At 38.9% G+C, this 14358-nt stretch carries 16 protein-coding genes; 12 read left to right on the top strand and 4 right to left on the bottom strand.

Features of this window, described 5'->3' with window-relative positions; genetic code table 11:
- Positions 1-55: 55 nt before the first annotated feature.
- Together I5349_RS04620 and I5349_RS04615 are read right to left on the bottom strand one after the other, a co-directional pair.
- Positions 56-670, bottom strand: coding sequence for an NADPH-dependent F420 reductase (locus I5349_RS04620; protein WP_226389569.1), 615 nt, complete (start codon positions 668-670; stop codon positions 56-58).
- The gene (locus I5349_RS04615; protein WP_226389568.1) at positions 667-1428 is read right to left on the bottom strand and encodes a ParA family protein; all 762 of its coding nucleotides are present in this window, start codon (positions 1426-1428) and stop codon (positions 667-669) included. The genes I5349_RS04620 and I5349_RS04615 overlap by 4 nt, the downstream gene beginning before the upstream one ends.
- Before the next feature lie 344 nt (positions 1429-1772).
- Between I5349_RS04615 and I5349_RS04610 the strand changes: the two genes are divergently transcribed.
- Positions 1773-2246, top strand: coding sequence for a GNAT family N-acetyltransferase (locus tag I5349_RS04610; protein WP_226389567.1), 474 nt, complete (start codon positions 1773-1775; stop codon positions 2244-2246).
- Here I5349_RS04610 and I5349_RS04605 read toward each other — a convergent pair.
- Positions 2243-2548 carry a DUF4286 family protein gene (locus tag I5349_RS04605; protein WP_226389566.1) on the bottom strand — a complete coding sequence of 102 codons (306 nt, stop codon included), beginning with the start codon at positions 2546-2548 and terminating at the stop codon, positions 2243-2245. The two genes, I5349_RS04610 and I5349_RS04605, sit on opposite strands and share 4 nt — an antisense overlap.
- A gap of 79 nt (positions 2549-2627) precedes the next feature.
- Here I5349_RS04605 and I5349_RS04600 point away from each other — a divergent pair, with 79 nt between their 5' ends.
- The 9 genes from I5349_RS04600 to I5349_RS04560 all read left to right on the top strand — a co-directional run bounded on the left by I5349_RS04600 (position 2628) and on the right by I5349_RS04560 (position 10113).
- Positions 2628-3296, top strand: a complete 669-nt coding sequence (locus tag I5349_RS04600) for a carotenoid biosynthesis protein (protein WP_226389565.1) — start codon at positions 2628-2630, stop codon at positions 3294-3296.
- Between the two features lie 42 nt (positions 3297-3338).
- Positions 3339-3779, top strand: coding sequence for a sterol desaturase family protein (locus I5349_RS04595; RefSeq protein ID WP_226389564.1), 441 nt, complete (start codon positions 3339-3341; stop codon positions 3777-3779).
- A gap of 12 nt (positions 3780-3791) precedes the next feature.
- Positions 3792-4694, top strand: a complete 903-nt coding sequence (locus tag I5349_RS04590) for a MerR family transcriptional regulator (RefSeq protein ID WP_226389563.1) — start codon at positions 3792-3794, stop codon at positions 4692-4694.
- Positions 4695-4931: 237 nt separating this feature from the next.
- Positions 4932-5444 (top strand): RNA polymerase sigma factor, encoded by a 513-nt coding sequence (locus tag I5349_RS04585; RefSeq protein WP_226389562.1) that lies wholly within the window; start codon positions 4932-4934, stop codon positions 5442-5444.
- A 3-nt stretch (positions 5445-5447) separates the two neighbouring features.
- Positions 5448-6932 carry a bifunctional phytoene desaturase/3,4-desaturase gene (crtID, locus tag I5349_RS04580; protein WP_226389561.1) on the top strand — a complete coding sequence of 495 codons (1485 nt, stop codon included), beginning with the start codon at positions 5448-5450 and terminating at the stop codon, positions 6930-6932.
- 29 nt (positions 6933-6961) lie between these two features.
- A complete protein-coding gene (locus I5349_RS04575) occupies positions 6962-7795 on the top strand; it encodes a phytoene/squalene synthase family protein (RefSeq protein ID WP_226389560.1) in 834 nt (277 codons plus the stop codon).
- Between the two features lies 1 nt (position 7796).
- On the top strand, positions 7797-8498 hold the full coding sequence (locus I5349_RS04570) for a lycopene cyclase domain-containing protein (protein ID WP_226389559.1): 702 nt from the start codon (positions 7797-7799) through the stop codon (positions 8496-8498).
- A 12-nt stretch (positions 8499-8510) separates the two neighbouring features.
- Positions 8511-9356: a 4-hydroxy-3-methylbut-2-enyl diphosphate reductase gene (locus I5349_RS04565; RefSeq protein WP_226389558.1), complete on the top strand. Its 846-nt coding sequence runs from the start codon at positions 8511-8513 to the stop codon at positions 9354-9356.
- A gap of 64 nt (positions 9357-9420) precedes the next feature.
- Positions 9421-10113: a fatty acid desaturase gene (locus tag I5349_RS04560; RefSeq protein WP_226389557.1), complete on the top strand. Its 693-nt coding sequence runs from the start codon at positions 9421-9423 to the stop codon at positions 10111-10113.
- Here I5349_RS04560 and I5349_RS04555 read toward each other — a convergent pair.
- Positions 10110-10406 (bottom strand): DUF3817 domain-containing protein, encoded by a 297-nt coding sequence (locus I5349_RS04555; RefSeq protein ID WP_226389556.1) that lies wholly within the window; start codon positions 10404-10406, stop codon positions 10110-10112. The genes I5349_RS04560 and I5349_RS04555 overlap by 4 nt on opposite strands.
- Before the next feature lie 149 nt (positions 10407-10555).
- Between I5349_RS04555 and I5349_RS04550 the strand changes: the two genes are divergently transcribed.
- Together I5349_RS04550 and I5349_RS04545 are read left to right on the top strand one after the other, a co-directional pair.
- Complete coding sequence (locus I5349_RS04550; protein WP_226389555.1) at positions 10556-11941, top strand: dipeptidase; 1386 nt, start codon at positions 10556-10558, stop codon at positions 11939-11941.
- Positions 11942-12110: 169 nt separating this feature from the next.
- Positions 12111-14183: a protein-disulfide reductase DsbD family protein gene (locus I5349_RS04545; RefSeq protein ID WP_226389554.1), complete on the top strand. Its 2073-nt coding sequence runs from the start codon at positions 12111-12113 to the stop codon at positions 14181-14183.
- The last annotated feature ends 175 nt before the right edge of the window (positions 14184-14358 follow it).

The raw sequence follows: 14358 nt of genomic DNA, 5'->3' as shown, positions 1-14358 counted from the left end.
ATAGAACAAAAATGATGCGAGAGAAAAGTGCAAAAAAATAACCCGACTAAGCGGGTTAAACTGACATGATTTTGAAAAAATAGTCTGAGTTGGTAGACACACTATTTTTTATTTGTTTACTGAGGTGATACATAGCCTCTAGGAGATAGGCATTTTGTATTTTACCAGCGAAAATGGCTCTGTAGCCGATGATTTCAGCTAGTTTTCTGACTAGCTTACAGTCTTCATCATCATTGCCACAGTAGTAGGTTTCTTTGAGCATCTGTAGTTTATCACAGTTTGGGTAGTCTATCCCCAAGTTGTTGAATGCCTTAAAGATACGCTTTACTTTAGCATGCTTTTGGATATACTCCGTATTGCATATTTTATCTTCCTGCTCTGAGGTGGCATTGGTGCAGTCGATCACCAGTTTGTTGCCGTTGACGGCTTTGAGCACTTGACAGATTTCAGGGAGTTGTTCATTGTCACAGCAGACTAGGACTACATCCGAGCCAGATATGGCTTCTTCATAGTCGACTACATTGCCTTGTTGCAGTAAGATCCGCCAAGCAATAGAGTCAGCTTGAAATGTACCAGATACACCATAAGTGACCTGCATGCCTCTACTTCTGTACTTTTCTCCTAGTGTACAGGCGAGGCTAGTTTCTCCTAATATTGTAATGTTTGTCATGCCGGGGTACTTTTAAGTATTACTTCATTTGCTAATTCACTGTATGCCATGGCTCCCTTGGAGCTCTGATCGTAGTCCATCACAGATAGGCCAAAACTAACCGACTCTGCTACCTTTACATTCCTCGGAATGATCGTTTGGAACAACATCTCATCAAAGTGTGCTTTTAGTTCTTCATACACTTGATTGGATAATGCGAGTCGTGCATCATACATAGTAAGCAGAAGACCTAGTACACTCAATCTGGTATTATAATTTGTCTTGACGACTTGCATCGTTTCCAAAAGTTTGGATAAGCCCTCCAGTGCGAAATACTCACATTGGATAGGGACAATCACATCATCAGAAGCGACTAGCGCATTGATAGTAAGCAAGCCCAAAGATGGCGAGCAATCCAAAATCACATAGTCATATTGAAACCTAAGTGACTGGAGCTTATCATCTAAGACATACTCTCTATTTTCTAAAGTCAAACATTCAATCTCAAAACCAGCTAAATCCATGTGTGCTGGTATCAAATCAGGCAGCTGTCCTTCAAGCTTCATCACAAGCTCTTGAGGATCCAAGTCATCACTGAGTAGCTCATAAGTGCCACTCTGTTTCTCTTCTTCAGCTCCTAGAGCAGAAGTCAAATTCCCTTGAGGATCCATGTCTATAAGTAAAACACGCTTACCTAGTTTGACTAATGCTACTCCTAAATTGAAGGCAGTTGTTGTTTTACCTACTCCGCCTTTTTGATTGATGATTGATATTACCATGAGCTACTAAAGTAAAAGAAATATTTCAAAAAAAATATAATTGTTCGAAGGCTAACTTATTAAGAATATGTTACTTACGAGCAGTGTTTCTTTTTATGTAAAGAATATATTCTTTCGTCATAGCTATTTTGTTGAAAGTACCATTTTGAAAGCGAAAAAAAATTTGAAATTAAAGCGAAAAAATTTTTCACTTTTTCAATTTATCCCAAATACTTAAGATCGATTTTTTGCTTTCCTAAGTTTTCACCATTTAAATCCTCAAGACAATCGGCTATCAGATAAATACAATGGCCTCATGAAAATGAATTTTGTATCATTAAATTAGCGCGTAAAAAAAAAGGGAGATGCAGATTAGAAAAGGAACAGCAGCTGACATACCAGCTGTCTATGATTTGATATATGAGCTAGCCGTATATGAAAAAGCACCTCATGAGGTAGACAACACCGTAGAGCGTATGCTTGAGGATGGATTTGGAGAGAAGCCTATCTTTGAGTTTTTTGTGGCAGAGGACGCTCAGAAGCAAATCCAAGGCATAGCACTCTATTATTATAGATACTCAACTTGGAAGGGTAAGTGTATATACCTAGAAGATTTTGTGGTAAGAGAATCAGAAAGGGGTAAGGGAACAGGGCGTCTATTATTTGACGAACTCGTCAGAGAAGCACAGCGAGTAGGTGCTAGGCTGATCACTTGGCAAGTACTAGACTGGAATGAACCAGCGATTAATTTCTACAAAAAGCTTGAAGCTGATCTGGATAGTGGCTGGATCAACTGCAAGCTTTCTAAGAATCAAATAGACAACTACTTCAAACTCTAGATCACTTCTTCTAGCAAGGAACTAAAGGTAATGTACTTGTCCTGGTAGCGAGCTTTGACATCTGCCTGTAGCTTAGGAGCAAACTGCTCCATGTAGATATTGATGTCTTCTATAGACTTAGCAAAGTACTGAGCAGAGTAGTTGATGCCTCCACCTTCCATTTCGTGGAGGAGCTTATAGAACTTGTATGACTCGAAGAGACCTGTAGCCATGACATCCGGGATATGCACTGTTTTCATCCAGTGTACCCAGTCAGATTCTACATTTTGGTCTATATTTATGGTCACATTGTATAAGATCATATGCTGTGTATTTTAAGTATCAAAATGAGCAACAATATTAAGAATAGCTAGTTTAGCGTCAATGGATTTTTTACAAATTATGAAGAAAGACAGCATATCGATCGCGGGAAGAGACATCAGCAAGCTGAACATAGCGACTGCGCTATTGGCCATATTTCACTTAGTCGGTGTCGTAGGATTATCTTCACCTGCGCTACGAGAGATTTTTCAAGCTTTGACCCCGTTCAATTTACTCTTGTCGATTGGCTTACTGTTTTGGCTTCATCGTGACTTCAGCAAGCAGTTTCTGGCTTTTGCGTTGATTACTTACTTGATTGGCTATTGGATAGAAGTAGCAGGTGTCTATACTGGTCAGATATTTGGCGAATATAGCTATGGCCCAACACTTGGTTTTCAACTATTAGAGGTGCCTTTGATCATTGGGATAAACTGGCTATTGCTAGGCTACATTACTGGGGAGATCGCTCAGAGAGCTACTAAAGTTAAATGGCTAGCAGCGATTTATGGCGCTTTCCTCATGGTGGTGCTTGACTATCTCATCGAGCCAGTTGCTATCAAGCTAGACTTTTGGACTTGGTCTGGAGGAGACATCCCTTTTCAGAATTACCTATCTTGGTTTTTGGTAGCCTTTGTGATACAGTTGATTTATCAATATCTATCATTTGAAAAGACAAACAAATTGGCTCCAAGACTATTCTTAATAGAAGTTTTATTTTTTGTTATTTTAAATTTTCTATTGGTTAACTAAAGCAAACAATTTGAGCCTCACGGTGTTTCAACTATGATGTGGATGAATATCATTTACTTAACAGCAGGATTTGTCTTCATGGAGATTTTTAGTTGGGCTTTTCACAAATACATCATGCATGGTGTGCTGTGGAATATTCACAAAACTCATCATGGACATTCTAAAGGAGGGTACTTTGAATTAAACGATATCTTCTCCTTGATATTTGGTAGCACAGCAGTGGTGTTGATTATATTAGGATCGATAGACGGTTTTGATTGGAGATTTTGGGTAGGAGCAGGCATCACGGTATATGGATTCAGTTATTTCATCTTACACGATATGCTGATTCATAGAAGAGTAAAAGTCTTTGATAGGCCAAGAGGCAAATTTCTCAATGGTATCGCCAAAGCACATAGGGATCACCACAAAAGCAATAAGAAGGATGGAGCAGTATCTTTCGGATTGTTTTTGGTACCAAAGAAGTATTTTAGTAAAGATTAATTTTATAGTAAAGTGAGTACTTATTCAATCAAGGATCTAGAGCAACTATCTGGAATCAAAGCGCATACTTTGAGAATGTGGGAGCAAAGATACAATCTGATGCTTCCTAAGCGTACAGATACGAATATTAGGTTTTATGACGATGAGGATTTAAAACTGATCCTCAATGTGTCACTTTTGAATGATAATGGCTACAAAATTTCAAAAATAGCCAGTATGTCAGAGGAGGAAATGCGTGGAGAGGTACTTAAACTCACAGAGAGAAGTCTGACTTATGATGATCAGATTCACTCGCTGACCCTTGCGATGATTGATTTCGATGAAGATCGTTTTGAAAAGATCATTTCTACCAATACACTCAAATTAGGTTTTGAGAATACGATGGTGAATATCATCTATCCTTTTTTATCTAAAATAGGGGTCCTCTGGCAGACAGGAAGTATCAATCCTGCTCAGGAGCATTTTATTTCAAGTTTGATTAGACAGAAGATCATTGTAGCCATCGATGGGCAATATGTAGATAAGAAAGCAAATAGTGTAAAGTATATGCTGTTCTTGCCAGAAGGTGAGCTTCATGAGATGACTTTGCTGTTTTCTTATTTCTTGATCAAGTCTAGAGGAAATAGAGTAATATACTTAGGGCAAAGCATGCCTGCTAACGATTTAGAAGAAGCTTACAAAGTACACAGACCTGAATACATCCTCACTGTAGTCACGACTACTCCTAGCCAAGAATATGTAGAGACATACCTCAACAAGCTTGCGAGTAGATTTGAGTCTTCTACCTTATTGGTGTCGGGCTATCAAGTCGTAGGTCAAGATCTCAACCTAGCCAAAAATATCAAGGTCCTATCTAATCTTAACCAGTTAGTAGAGATCGTAGAAGATGAAAGTGAAAACAGAATGACGGGTTGATTTAAACATCTTCATTATCTATTAAACAAAAGGCTGATTTTTGAAATCAGCCTTTTTTCGTGTTTAAAGCATGTATATACATAAAAAATGTGTTTTAAACGAAACCTAAGCATATGAAGATCGTGTATTATTGGTTAACAATTAATTAATGTTTAATAAATTTAAAAAATAATTAAACAAAAGTTTTGAGGTTTGTTTAATCCTTATTACATTTGATTAAACAAAAAGCAGAAAGCCATGACAACATTGGAATTCAGTTACTCTCTCAACAAAATGTCTAAGTCACTTAAGCCATTTGCGCTTAAGCTAACCAAAGACCTAGACGAGGCAAATGATCTTCTACAAGATACGATGCTCAAAGCATTCACTAATAGAGACAAGTTTGCAGATGGTACTAATCTAAAAGCTTGGCTTTATACAATCATGAAGAATACCTTCATTACTAATTATCAAAGGATGATTAGAAGAGGGACTTTCGTAGATACGACAGATAATCTTCACTATATCAACTCTGGAAGTGTAGAGATCGAAAACAACGCCAACACGAACTTTGCGATGGATGACATTAGCGCTGCTATCAATAAGTTAGACGATGTTTACAAGACTCCTTTTATGATGCACTACAGAGGTTTTAAATACCACGAGATCGCAGATAAATTGGGGATACCTATTGGAACAGTAAAAAATAGAATTCATATTGCTAGAAAAGAGCTCAAGTCAGAGTTGAAAGTTTACGCGTATAAATTCTAAGGAATGTCTCAAAAAGTTATTGTGATAGGTGCTGGTTTTGCTGGCCTATCAGCAGCTACTTCACTAGCCGATAAGGGTTATGAAGTCAAATTAATAGAGAAAAACACTATCCCCGGTGGCCGAGCTAGGAAGTTCGAAGCTGGGGGTTTTCTTTTTGATATGGGGCCGAGCTGGTATTGGATGCCAGATGTCTTTGAGTCCTACTTTGCCGCTTTTGGTAAAAAAGTAAGTGATTATTATGATTTAGAGAGGCTAGATCCTTCCTATACAGTAGTCTATGGTAAGGATGATTTTGTGGATATCCCTGCCAATTTAGATGAATTTAAAACACTCTTAGAATCAATAGAGCCTGGCTCAGGTCCACAGTTAGACAAATTTCTAGAGCAAGCAGCTTATAAATACAAAGTTGGTATAAACGACTTAGTTTATCGACCTAGTCTTTCACTCACTGAATTTGCTAGTCCTAAGCTTCTGGCAGATATGCTGAGAATGGACATTTTCCAGTCAATGTCTAAGCATGTAAGGAAGTTTTTCAAGCATGATAAGATTATCCGATTGATGGAATTTCCCGTGCTTTTTCTGGGAGAAACTGCCGAAAATATTCCTGCACTTTACAGCTTGATGAACTATGCGGATATCGCATTGGGTACTTGGTATCCCAAGGGTGGTATGCATAAAATCATCGAGGGTATGGTGAAGCTTGCTCAGGAGAAAGGTGTCCAAATCATGCTGGATAGTCCTGTCAGCTACATCGATGTCAAAAATGGTGTAGCAAAAGGTGTAGTCCTCGAAAATGGTGAAAGATATGAGGCAGATATAGTAGTAGCAGGAGCTGACTATCATCATGTAGATACACAACTCCTATCTCCAGAATACAGAAACTACAGTGATAAGTATTGGGATAAGCGTGTAATGGCTCCTTCAAGCCTATTATTTTATCTAGGGGTAGATAAAACATTGAATAATTTAAGGCATCATAACTTGTTTTTTGATGAACCACTAGGCCCACACGCAGATGCAATCTATAAAAATCCAAGATGGCCTGAAAATCCACTGTTCTATGTCTCAGTACCCTCAAAAACAGATCCTACAGTAGCGCCAGCAGGTAAAGAAAATGTCTTCATCCTGATTCCATTAGCACCTGATCTAAAAGACACTGATGAGATGAGAGAGAAGTACTATGACATGGTGATGGATCGTCTCGAGAGACTTACGAATCAATCAATTAGAGACGCTGTCATCTATAAGCGATCTTATGCACATGCAGACTTCAAGTCGGATTATCATGCTTTTAAAGGGAATGCTTATGGACTAGCCAATACCTTGACGCAAACGGCCATCTTGAAACCTTCTATGAAAAACAAAAAAGTCAAGAATCTGTATTATACAGGTCAGCTCACGGTACCGGGTCCGGGAGTGCCTCCATCATTGATATCAGGAAGAGTGGTGGCTGAGCAGGTCTCAAAAGAATTTGGGTTGTCTAAGTGATTTTAATTAACTTGAAGTAAATTTTTGGTATGGAACTCTTCGATCAGACGACTTTTGAGTGTAGCAAACTCATCACCCAGCGCTACAGCACTTCCTTTACGCTTGGGATCAAGACTTTAGACCAAAAGTTTCACTTGCCGATCTATGCCATCTATGGATTTGTGCGCTATGCAGATGAGATAGTTGATACTTTTCATGACAAAGACAAAAAGACCCTGCTAGAGCGATTCAAAGCAGATACTTACCTAGCCATAGAAGAAGGTGTTAGTCTCAATCCAGTCCTTCATGCTTTTCAGATTGTGGTTAATCAATTCAAGATTGATAAAGAGCTTATTGAGGCATTCTTATGGAGTATGGAGATGGATTTACATTTTCATACTTATAATGATGACAAGTATAATGAGTACATCTATGGATCTGCAGAAGTGGTAGGTCTTATGTGCTTGAAAGTTTTTTGTGAAGGAGATCAAGCAGCCTATGATAGGTTGAAAGCACCTGCTTGTAAACTTGGAGCAGCTTTTCAGAAGGTAAACTTTCTAAGAGATGTCAAGAGTGATTATCATGAGAGAGGCAGAGTTTATTTTCCTGGGGTAGACTACCAGACCTTTAGTCAAAAATCCAAAGAAGAGATAGAAGCAGATATCCAGCGAGACTTTGATGAGGCTTATGAAGGCATTATGGCTTTGCCAAAAACGGCTAGACTAGGCGTCTATATAGCTTATATATACTATTTGAAGCTTTTCAAAAAGATCAAAAATCTGCCTGTGGAAGTGATCACGCAAGAGCGTATACGCATACCAAATGCCAAGAAGATCACACTGTTACTTCAGACATATTTCAAGCACCGACTTAACTTTATATAAGATGGATCAATACCTCTACTTAGGATTGATGCTTTTCACTATTTCTTACCCACTAGCGCAGTCTTTTGAGCATAGACTTCAGTATGCTAGTAAATGGAAGTTTCTCTTTCCTGGAGTTTTCCTGACAGCAGCATTCTTTGTGGTTTGGGATCATATCTTTACTGTCAATGGTGTATGGGGATTCAATGAGCGATACATTTTAGGCACTTATATTTTATCATTGCCGATAGAAGAGTGGATGTTTTTCTTTTTCGTGCCTTTTTCATGTGTTTTTATCCATGAAGCATTAGCTTATTTTGTCAAAGCAGATCCTTTTAAAAGCTTTGCTAAGCCCTTTACATGGATTTTAGCGATTGCTCTGTTCATCCTTTCATACATTTATCAAGATCAAGCATACACTTTTTGGAATTTCCTTTTTGGAGGGCTTTTCTTGATTATTTATATGTTAATTTTTAAAGGAAGGGATATAAGTCGTTTTTATTTAACGTATCTTGTACATCTCATACCATTTATTTTGGTAAATAGTGTTTTGACAGGATCATTTATTGAAGAGCCAGTGGTCTGGTATAATAATGAAGAAAATCTCAGTATCAGACTTTTTACCATACCGATTGAAGACAGTATATATTCCATGCTTTTGCTTTTTATGAACCTTACTTTTTATGAGTTTTTAAAAAGCAAAAAAACAATTTTAACCGCTTAAAGTTTAAGCACTATGCTAAACCTCAGTGTCACGATAGATAATAATTCAGGCTTCTGTTTCGGAGTAGTCTATGCCATAGAAATGGCTGAAGATATACTCAATGAGCAAGGATACCTGTACTGCTTAGGAGATATCGTACACAATGATGAAGAGGTCAGTCGCTTAGTCAATAAAGGACTGAGAATCATTAATCATGAAGAATTACTCAATCTGACTAATGAAAAAGTACTCATCAGAGCACATGGTGAGCCACCAAGTACTTATGAGTTAGCTCTTAAAAATAATCTAGAGCTTATAGATGCATCATGCCCTGTAGTACTCAAGCTTCAAAATAGGATCAAGAATTCTTTCGATAAAGATGAGTTGATCTATATCTATGGCAAGCATGGTCATGCAGAGGTGATCGGACTCCTTGGTCAGACAAATAATAAGGCTGTTGTTTTCCAAGATATCAATGAATTAGATCTGGCTACCCTACCTAAAAATATCACACTCTATAGTCAGACAACTAAGAGTACGGATAAGTTTTATGAGATCAATGAGATCCTAAAGGAAAATGGCATCACCGTCAATACAAATGATACAATATGCCGTCAAGTATCCAACAGAGATGCTGAGCTAAGGGCTTTTGCGGAGAAGTTTGATAAAATCATCTTCGTGTCTGGTACCAAATCATCCAATGGACGAGTGCTGTACAATGTATGCAAGGAGAGAAATGACAATACTTTCTTTGTCTCAAATCAAGACCAAGTAGATCCTAGTTGGTTTGCTCCCAATGATACAGTAGGCATATGCGGAGCGACATCTACTCCGATGTGGCTCATGGAGCAAGTCAAAGAAAAAATCTCAAATTTTTAATCCATATTTGAAAAGAATATAAGCTGACAGGGACGAATAGCCCCTGTTTTTTGTTTGAGAGTATATGAGTAAGGCAATCGGATATAAAGGCGTTTGGATAGCATTAGCGATCATAGGCTTGTGGGGTTTGAGCTTAAGCTATTTATTGACTATCGATTTGCACTGGGACAATCCGCTTACCTACCTTTTCATCTTCATACAGACACATCTCTATACGGGACTTTTTATCACGGCTCATGATGCCATGCATGGAGTAGTTTCTCCCAATAAGCGCATCAATCATGGTATCGGTTGGATAGCTTCTACGCTTTTTTCTTACAACTTCTACTGGAAGCTATTCCCTAAGCATCATGAACACCACAGATTTGTTGCTACAGATAAGGATCCAGATTATCACCCTTCAGGCAACTTCTTTATTTGGTATTTCAGCTTTGTGAGACAGTATGTTACTATCTGGCAGATCCTACTGATGGCGGTGACGTATAATATTCTCAAACTCTTCCTACCTATGGAAAACTTGATTGTTTTCTGGATGGCCCCCGCGATTCTAAGTACTCTCCAACTCTTTTATTTTGGTACATATCTACCCCATAAAGGAGAGCACGACAATGAGCATCATGCAGGTTCTCAGCATAGCAATCACCTCTGGGCCTTCTTGACTTGTTATTTTTTTGGCTATCACTATGAGCATCATGCCTCTCCAGGCACGCCATGGTGGAGACTCTATCAGATCAAAGAGGCTAATGAAAAAGCCTAGCGAATATCCTTTTTGATCTCTTTGTCAAAAATAAAAGTGCCAAAAGGGATGATCGAGTAAAAAAATCCTTTGATGGCTTTGCCCATAGTCCAACCAAGATTCAACCAAGCCTGAAAAAGTCCCGCAGCAAATAAGACGAAAAGCAATCCATGAGCCATGCCTACATACCTGACTGCCTCGGGCATATCGTAAAAATATTTGAGGGGCATCGCTACAAATAATAAAAGCAGATAAGAGATACCTTCTACTATGCCAGTAATGCTGATGAGTTTGAGTTGTTGATTTTGATTCATGAGAATTTTTTCAAAAAACATCCAAAGATAAAGACTAGTTTCATCTTCATGGCTTGAATTTATCGCTTTTTCATAGATTGATATATTGGATTATTCAGGGTTTTCTGGCTTAAAATCTTAATTTTGTACTCTTTATCAAACTACATATCATGACGACTAAATCATACATAGAAAGCAATAAAGACCGATTTATCAATGAGCTTCTTGACTTGCTCAGAATTCCCTCAGTAAGTGCAGACCCGAAGTTCAAAGGAGATGTACTCAAGACTGCTGAGTTTGTAAAGGACAGTCTACTCAAGGCTGGTGTGGATAAGGCAGAGATATGTCCTACAGCTGGTTATCCCATTGTTTATGGTGAAAAAATCATAGATGCTAGTTTGCCTACAGTACTAGTTTATGGACACTATGATGTACAGCCTGCTGACCCTTATGAGTTGTGGGATTCGCTTCCATTTGAGCCAGTGATCAAGCAAACAGAGGCACACCCTCAAGGAGCAATATTCGCCCGTGGAGCATGTGATGACAAAGGTCAGATGTATATGCATGTCAAGGCTTTTGAAACGCTGATTGAGACGACTGGGCTTCCTTGCAATGTCAAATTCATGATAGAAGGCGAGGAAGAAGTAGGCTCTGAGAACTTGGGCATCTTCGTCAATGAAAATAAAGAAAAGCTAAAGGCTGATGTCATCTTGATCTCTGATACGAGCATGATCTCATTAGACACTCCATCAGTGACAGTGGGGCTAAGAGGATTAGCTTATATGGAAGTGGAGCTGATCGGACCAAATAGAGATTTACACTCAGGTACCTACGGTGGGGCAGTCGCTAATCCTATCAATGTGCTTTGTGAGATGATCGCCAAATTAAAGGATGAAAACGGACATATCACGATTCCTGGATTCTATGACAAAGTAGAGGTACTGACTAGTGAGTATAGAGAAGACCTCAATAAAGCACCATTTGATGAGGTAGAATATCGTAAAAAGCTGAATATAGCGGCAGTTGCTGGCGAGAAAGGCTTCACTACAATAGAACGCATCGGTATCAGACCTACACTAGATGTCAATGGTATCTGGGGTGGCTATACTGGTGAGGGAGCTAAGACGGTCTTGCCATCTAAAGCCAATGCAAAGATCTCTATGAGGCTTGTCCCTAATCAAGATTTCAAAGAGATTTCACAGTTGTTCACGGAGTATTTTACATCACTAGCACCTGTATCTGTCAAGGTAAAAGTCACTGCACATCATGGTGGAGCGCCAGCTGTCGTGCCTACTGATTCAGTAGGATATAGAGCAGCGAGTGCGGCTATAGAAGAAACGTTTGGCAAATCACCGATTCCTACGAGAGATGGAGGCTCTATTCCAATTGTTTCTTTATTCCAAAAGTCACTTGGTTTAGATGCGATCCTTTTTGGCTTTGGTTTAGATACAGATGCTATTCACTCTCCAAATGAGCATTATGGGATTCAAAACTACCTAAAGGGTATAGAGACGATCACAAAGTTTCATGAGCAATTTGCCAAAATGAACAAATAGAAGAAACGAGCCTTAGGCTCGTTTTTCTTTGAAATCATCCAAACATCCATTTATCTCGTTAGTAAGGGCAGTCATTAAAAAATGAAAGTGCTATCACGAGTTTTATATCAAGAAATAAACTATTTTGCTTGAATAAGCATTTTATACCGTATCCTAAGATCAAGTCATCATGCGCAAATTATTCTTTTTAGTTTTTGCTCTATTTGTTACGCTCAATGCTTCTGCTCAGCTGATAAAGCCTCCTAAATGGACAGTGTCTTACACCCCCAAAGATGTCAAAGTAGGGGATGAAGTCACTATTAGTTTCACAGCAGAAATACCTAAAGACTGGTATATCTATTCAAGCGATTTTGAGCAAGGCGGGCCTACAGTGACAGCTATTGTGAAGGACGGATTGGTGCTTAATGGCATGTCGCTGGTAGGAGACTTAGCTTCTGTAAACTCCAAAAAGAAGTATGATGACATCTTCGAGATGGAAGTAGGTTCATTTACTGGAAAGGGAGAGTTTAGACAAAAAGTAAAAATCACTGCTACCAATGCATCAATCAGTGGCGCGCTTGAATATCAAATGTGCTCTGAAGTGACTGGGCAGTGCATCCCTTATGAGGAAGACTTTGAGATTAGCCTTAAAGCAGCTCCTAATGCAGCTGAAGCCTCAAATACGACTCCGACTGAACAAGCTCCAGAAGCAATTGATCCACAAGAAGATATCGCTAATACAGATACTTCCTCAGTAGCTACTGAAAAATCTACACGTCCTAAAGTAGATCTCAATCAGATCTCTGGTGCTGAATCTTCATCTTTATGGAGCTTCATGGTCTTAGCTTTTCTGGCTGGTTTAGCCGCGCTTTTGACACCCTGTGTATTTCCGATGATCCCAATGACAGTGACTTTTTTCACTGGAGGAAGTAAAAACAGAGGTCAAGCCATTTTTAAAGCCCTACTTTATGGTTTTTCGATTATTGCTATTTATACCATAGCAGGAACGATCGTCTCACGCGTCAATGGACCCGAGTTCGCCAATTGGCTGAGTACACACTGGGCACCCAACATTTTCTTCTTTTTAGTATTTATCATTTTCGCATTAGCCTTTTTGGGGCTATTCGAGATTACACTACCGAGTAGTTTTGTAAATAAGGTAGATCAGCAAGCAGATAAAGGGGGATATTATGGCGTGTTTTTCATGGCCTTTACACTAGTGTTGGTTTCATTTTCGTGCACAGGCCCTATTGTAGGGACGATCTTGATAGAGTCAGCAGGTGGAGAAATCATCAAGCCGATCTTAGGAATGTTTGCCTTTTCTTTAGCTTTTGCGATTCCGTTTACATTGTTTGCGATATTCCCAGAGTGGCTCAATAGCTTGCCTAAATCAGGCGGCTGGCTCAATTCTGTGAAAGTTGTTTTGGGTTTCTTAGAGCTTGCATTGGCTTTCAAATTTTTAAGTGTAGCAGATCAAGTTTATCACTGGGAGCTTTTGGATAGAGATACTTACATAGTGATTTGGATAGTGATATTTGCTATGCTAGGTCTATACTTACTAGGAAAAATCAGACTACCGCATGATAGCGAGATGAAGTACCTAAGTGTGCCCCGTCTATTGTTATCCATATTGACTTTCACCTTTGTGGTCTACATGATTCCAGGCTTGTTTGGAGCTCCACTCAAAGCACTTTCTGGTTATCTTCCACCGATGAGTACACATGATTTTAATCTAGAGCAGCTCATCAGACAAAACGCTACTGGAGGAGGAGCCACTGCTGCTTCTACGCTTTGTGAGCCACCTAGATTTGCTGATAAGTTTACGATTCCTCATGGTATACAAGGCTACTTCGATTATGAGCAAGCACTTGCTTGTGCACGTGAGCAGGGTAAGCCATTATTTATAGACTTTACAGGTCATGGATGTGTAAACTGTCGAGAGATGGAAGCGCGTGTATGGTCTGATCCAGCTGTGCTTGAGCGATTGAAAAATGACTTTGTAGTAGTAGCGCTCTATGTAGATGATAGGGGAGAACTGCCAGAAGATGAGTGGTACACTTCTACTTTTGACAATAAAGTGAAAAAGACTATTGGTAAGCAAAACTTTGATTTCCAAGTGACAAGATTTAATAGTAATGCGCAGCCATACTATGTGATTTTGGACGAAAATGAAGAGTTAGTCATCGAGCCAAAAGCCTACGATCTCAGTATCAAAAACTTCGTGGAGTTCCTAGATGAAGCCAAGCGAAGATATGCGATGTAAGAATAGTGACTAAAAAAGGCAGCCAACGGGTTGCCTTTTTTAGTTATCAAGCTGATTTTCATTAGTTTGAACAAGATTTAATTTGATTTTTTATTTCCAAACTATTTTGCACTTAGCTAAATGATTATTGCTTTTCATCAACCAAAATGCCTTTTTAGCCTTTTTTAGAAAATAA

Origin of the sequence: Penaeicola halotolerans, assembly GCF_016464625.1 — a bacterium.
Taxonomy (GTDB): domain Bacteria; phylum Bacteroidota; class Bacteroidia; order Cytophagales; family Cyclobacteriaceae; genus Penaeicola; species Penaeicola halotolerans.
This window is presented reverse-complemented; position numbering and strand designations above follow the sequence as displayed.

Excerpts from the sequence above, each read along its gene's own strand:
- I5349_RS04620 (WP_226389569.1), bottom strand. The coding sequence starts at position 670 with ATGACAAACATTACAATATTAGGAGAAACTAGCCTCGCCTGTACACTA.
- I5349_RS04615 (WP_226389568.1), bottom strand. The coding sequence starts at position 1,428 with ATGGTAATATCAATCATCAATCAAAAAGGCGGAGTAGGTAAAACAACA.
- I5349_RS04610 (WP_226389567.1), top strand. The coding sequence starts at position 1,773 with ATGCAGATTAGAAAAGGAACAGCAGCTGACATACCAGCTGTCTATGAT.
- I5349_RS04605 (WP_226389566.1), bottom strand. The coding sequence starts at position 2,548 with ATGATCTTATACAATGTGACCATAAATATAGACCAAAATGTAGAATCT.
- I5349_RS04600 (WP_226389565.1), top strand. The coding sequence starts at position 2,628 with ATGAAGAAAGACAGCATATCGATCGCGGGAAGAGACATCAGCAAGCTG.
- I5349_RS04595 (WP_226389564.1), top strand. The coding sequence starts at position 3,339 with ATGAATATCATTTACTTAACAGCAGGATTTGTCTTCATGGAGATTTTT.
- I5349_RS04585 (WP_226389562.1), top strand. The coding sequence starts at position 4,932 with ATGACAACATTGGAATTCAGTTACTCTCTCAACAAAATGTCTAAGTCA.
- crtID (WP_226389561.1), top strand. The coding sequence starts at position 5,448 with ATGTCTCAAAAAGTTATTGTGATAGGTGCTGGTTTTGCTGGCCTATCA.
- I5349_RS04575 (WP_226389560.1), top strand. The coding sequence starts at position 6,962 with ATGGAACTCTTCGATCAGACGACTTTTGAGTGTAGCAAACTCATCACC.
- I5349_RS04570 (WP_226389559.1), top strand. The coding sequence starts at position 7,797 with ATGGATCAATACCTCTACTTAGGATTGATGCTTTTCACTATTTCTTAC.
- I5349_RS04565 (WP_226389558.1), top strand. The coding sequence starts at position 8,511 with ATGCTAAACCTCAGTGTCACGATAGATAATAATTCAGGCTTCTGTTTC.
- I5349_RS04560 (WP_226389557.1), top strand. The coding sequence starts at position 9,421 with ATGAGTAAGGCAATCGGATATAAAGGCGTTTGGATAGCATTAGCGATC.
- I5349_RS04555 (WP_226389556.1), bottom strand. The coding sequence starts at position 10,406 with ATGAATCAAAATCAACAACTCAAACTCATCAGCATTACTGGCATAGTA.
- I5349_RS04550 (WP_226389555.1), top strand. The coding sequence starts at position 10,556 with ATGACGACTAAATCATACATAGAAAGCAATAAAGACCGATTTATCAAT.
- I5349_RS04545 (WP_226389554.1), top strand. The coding sequence starts at position 12,111 with ATGCGCAAATTATTCTTTTTAGTTTTTGCTCTATTTGTTACGCTCAAT.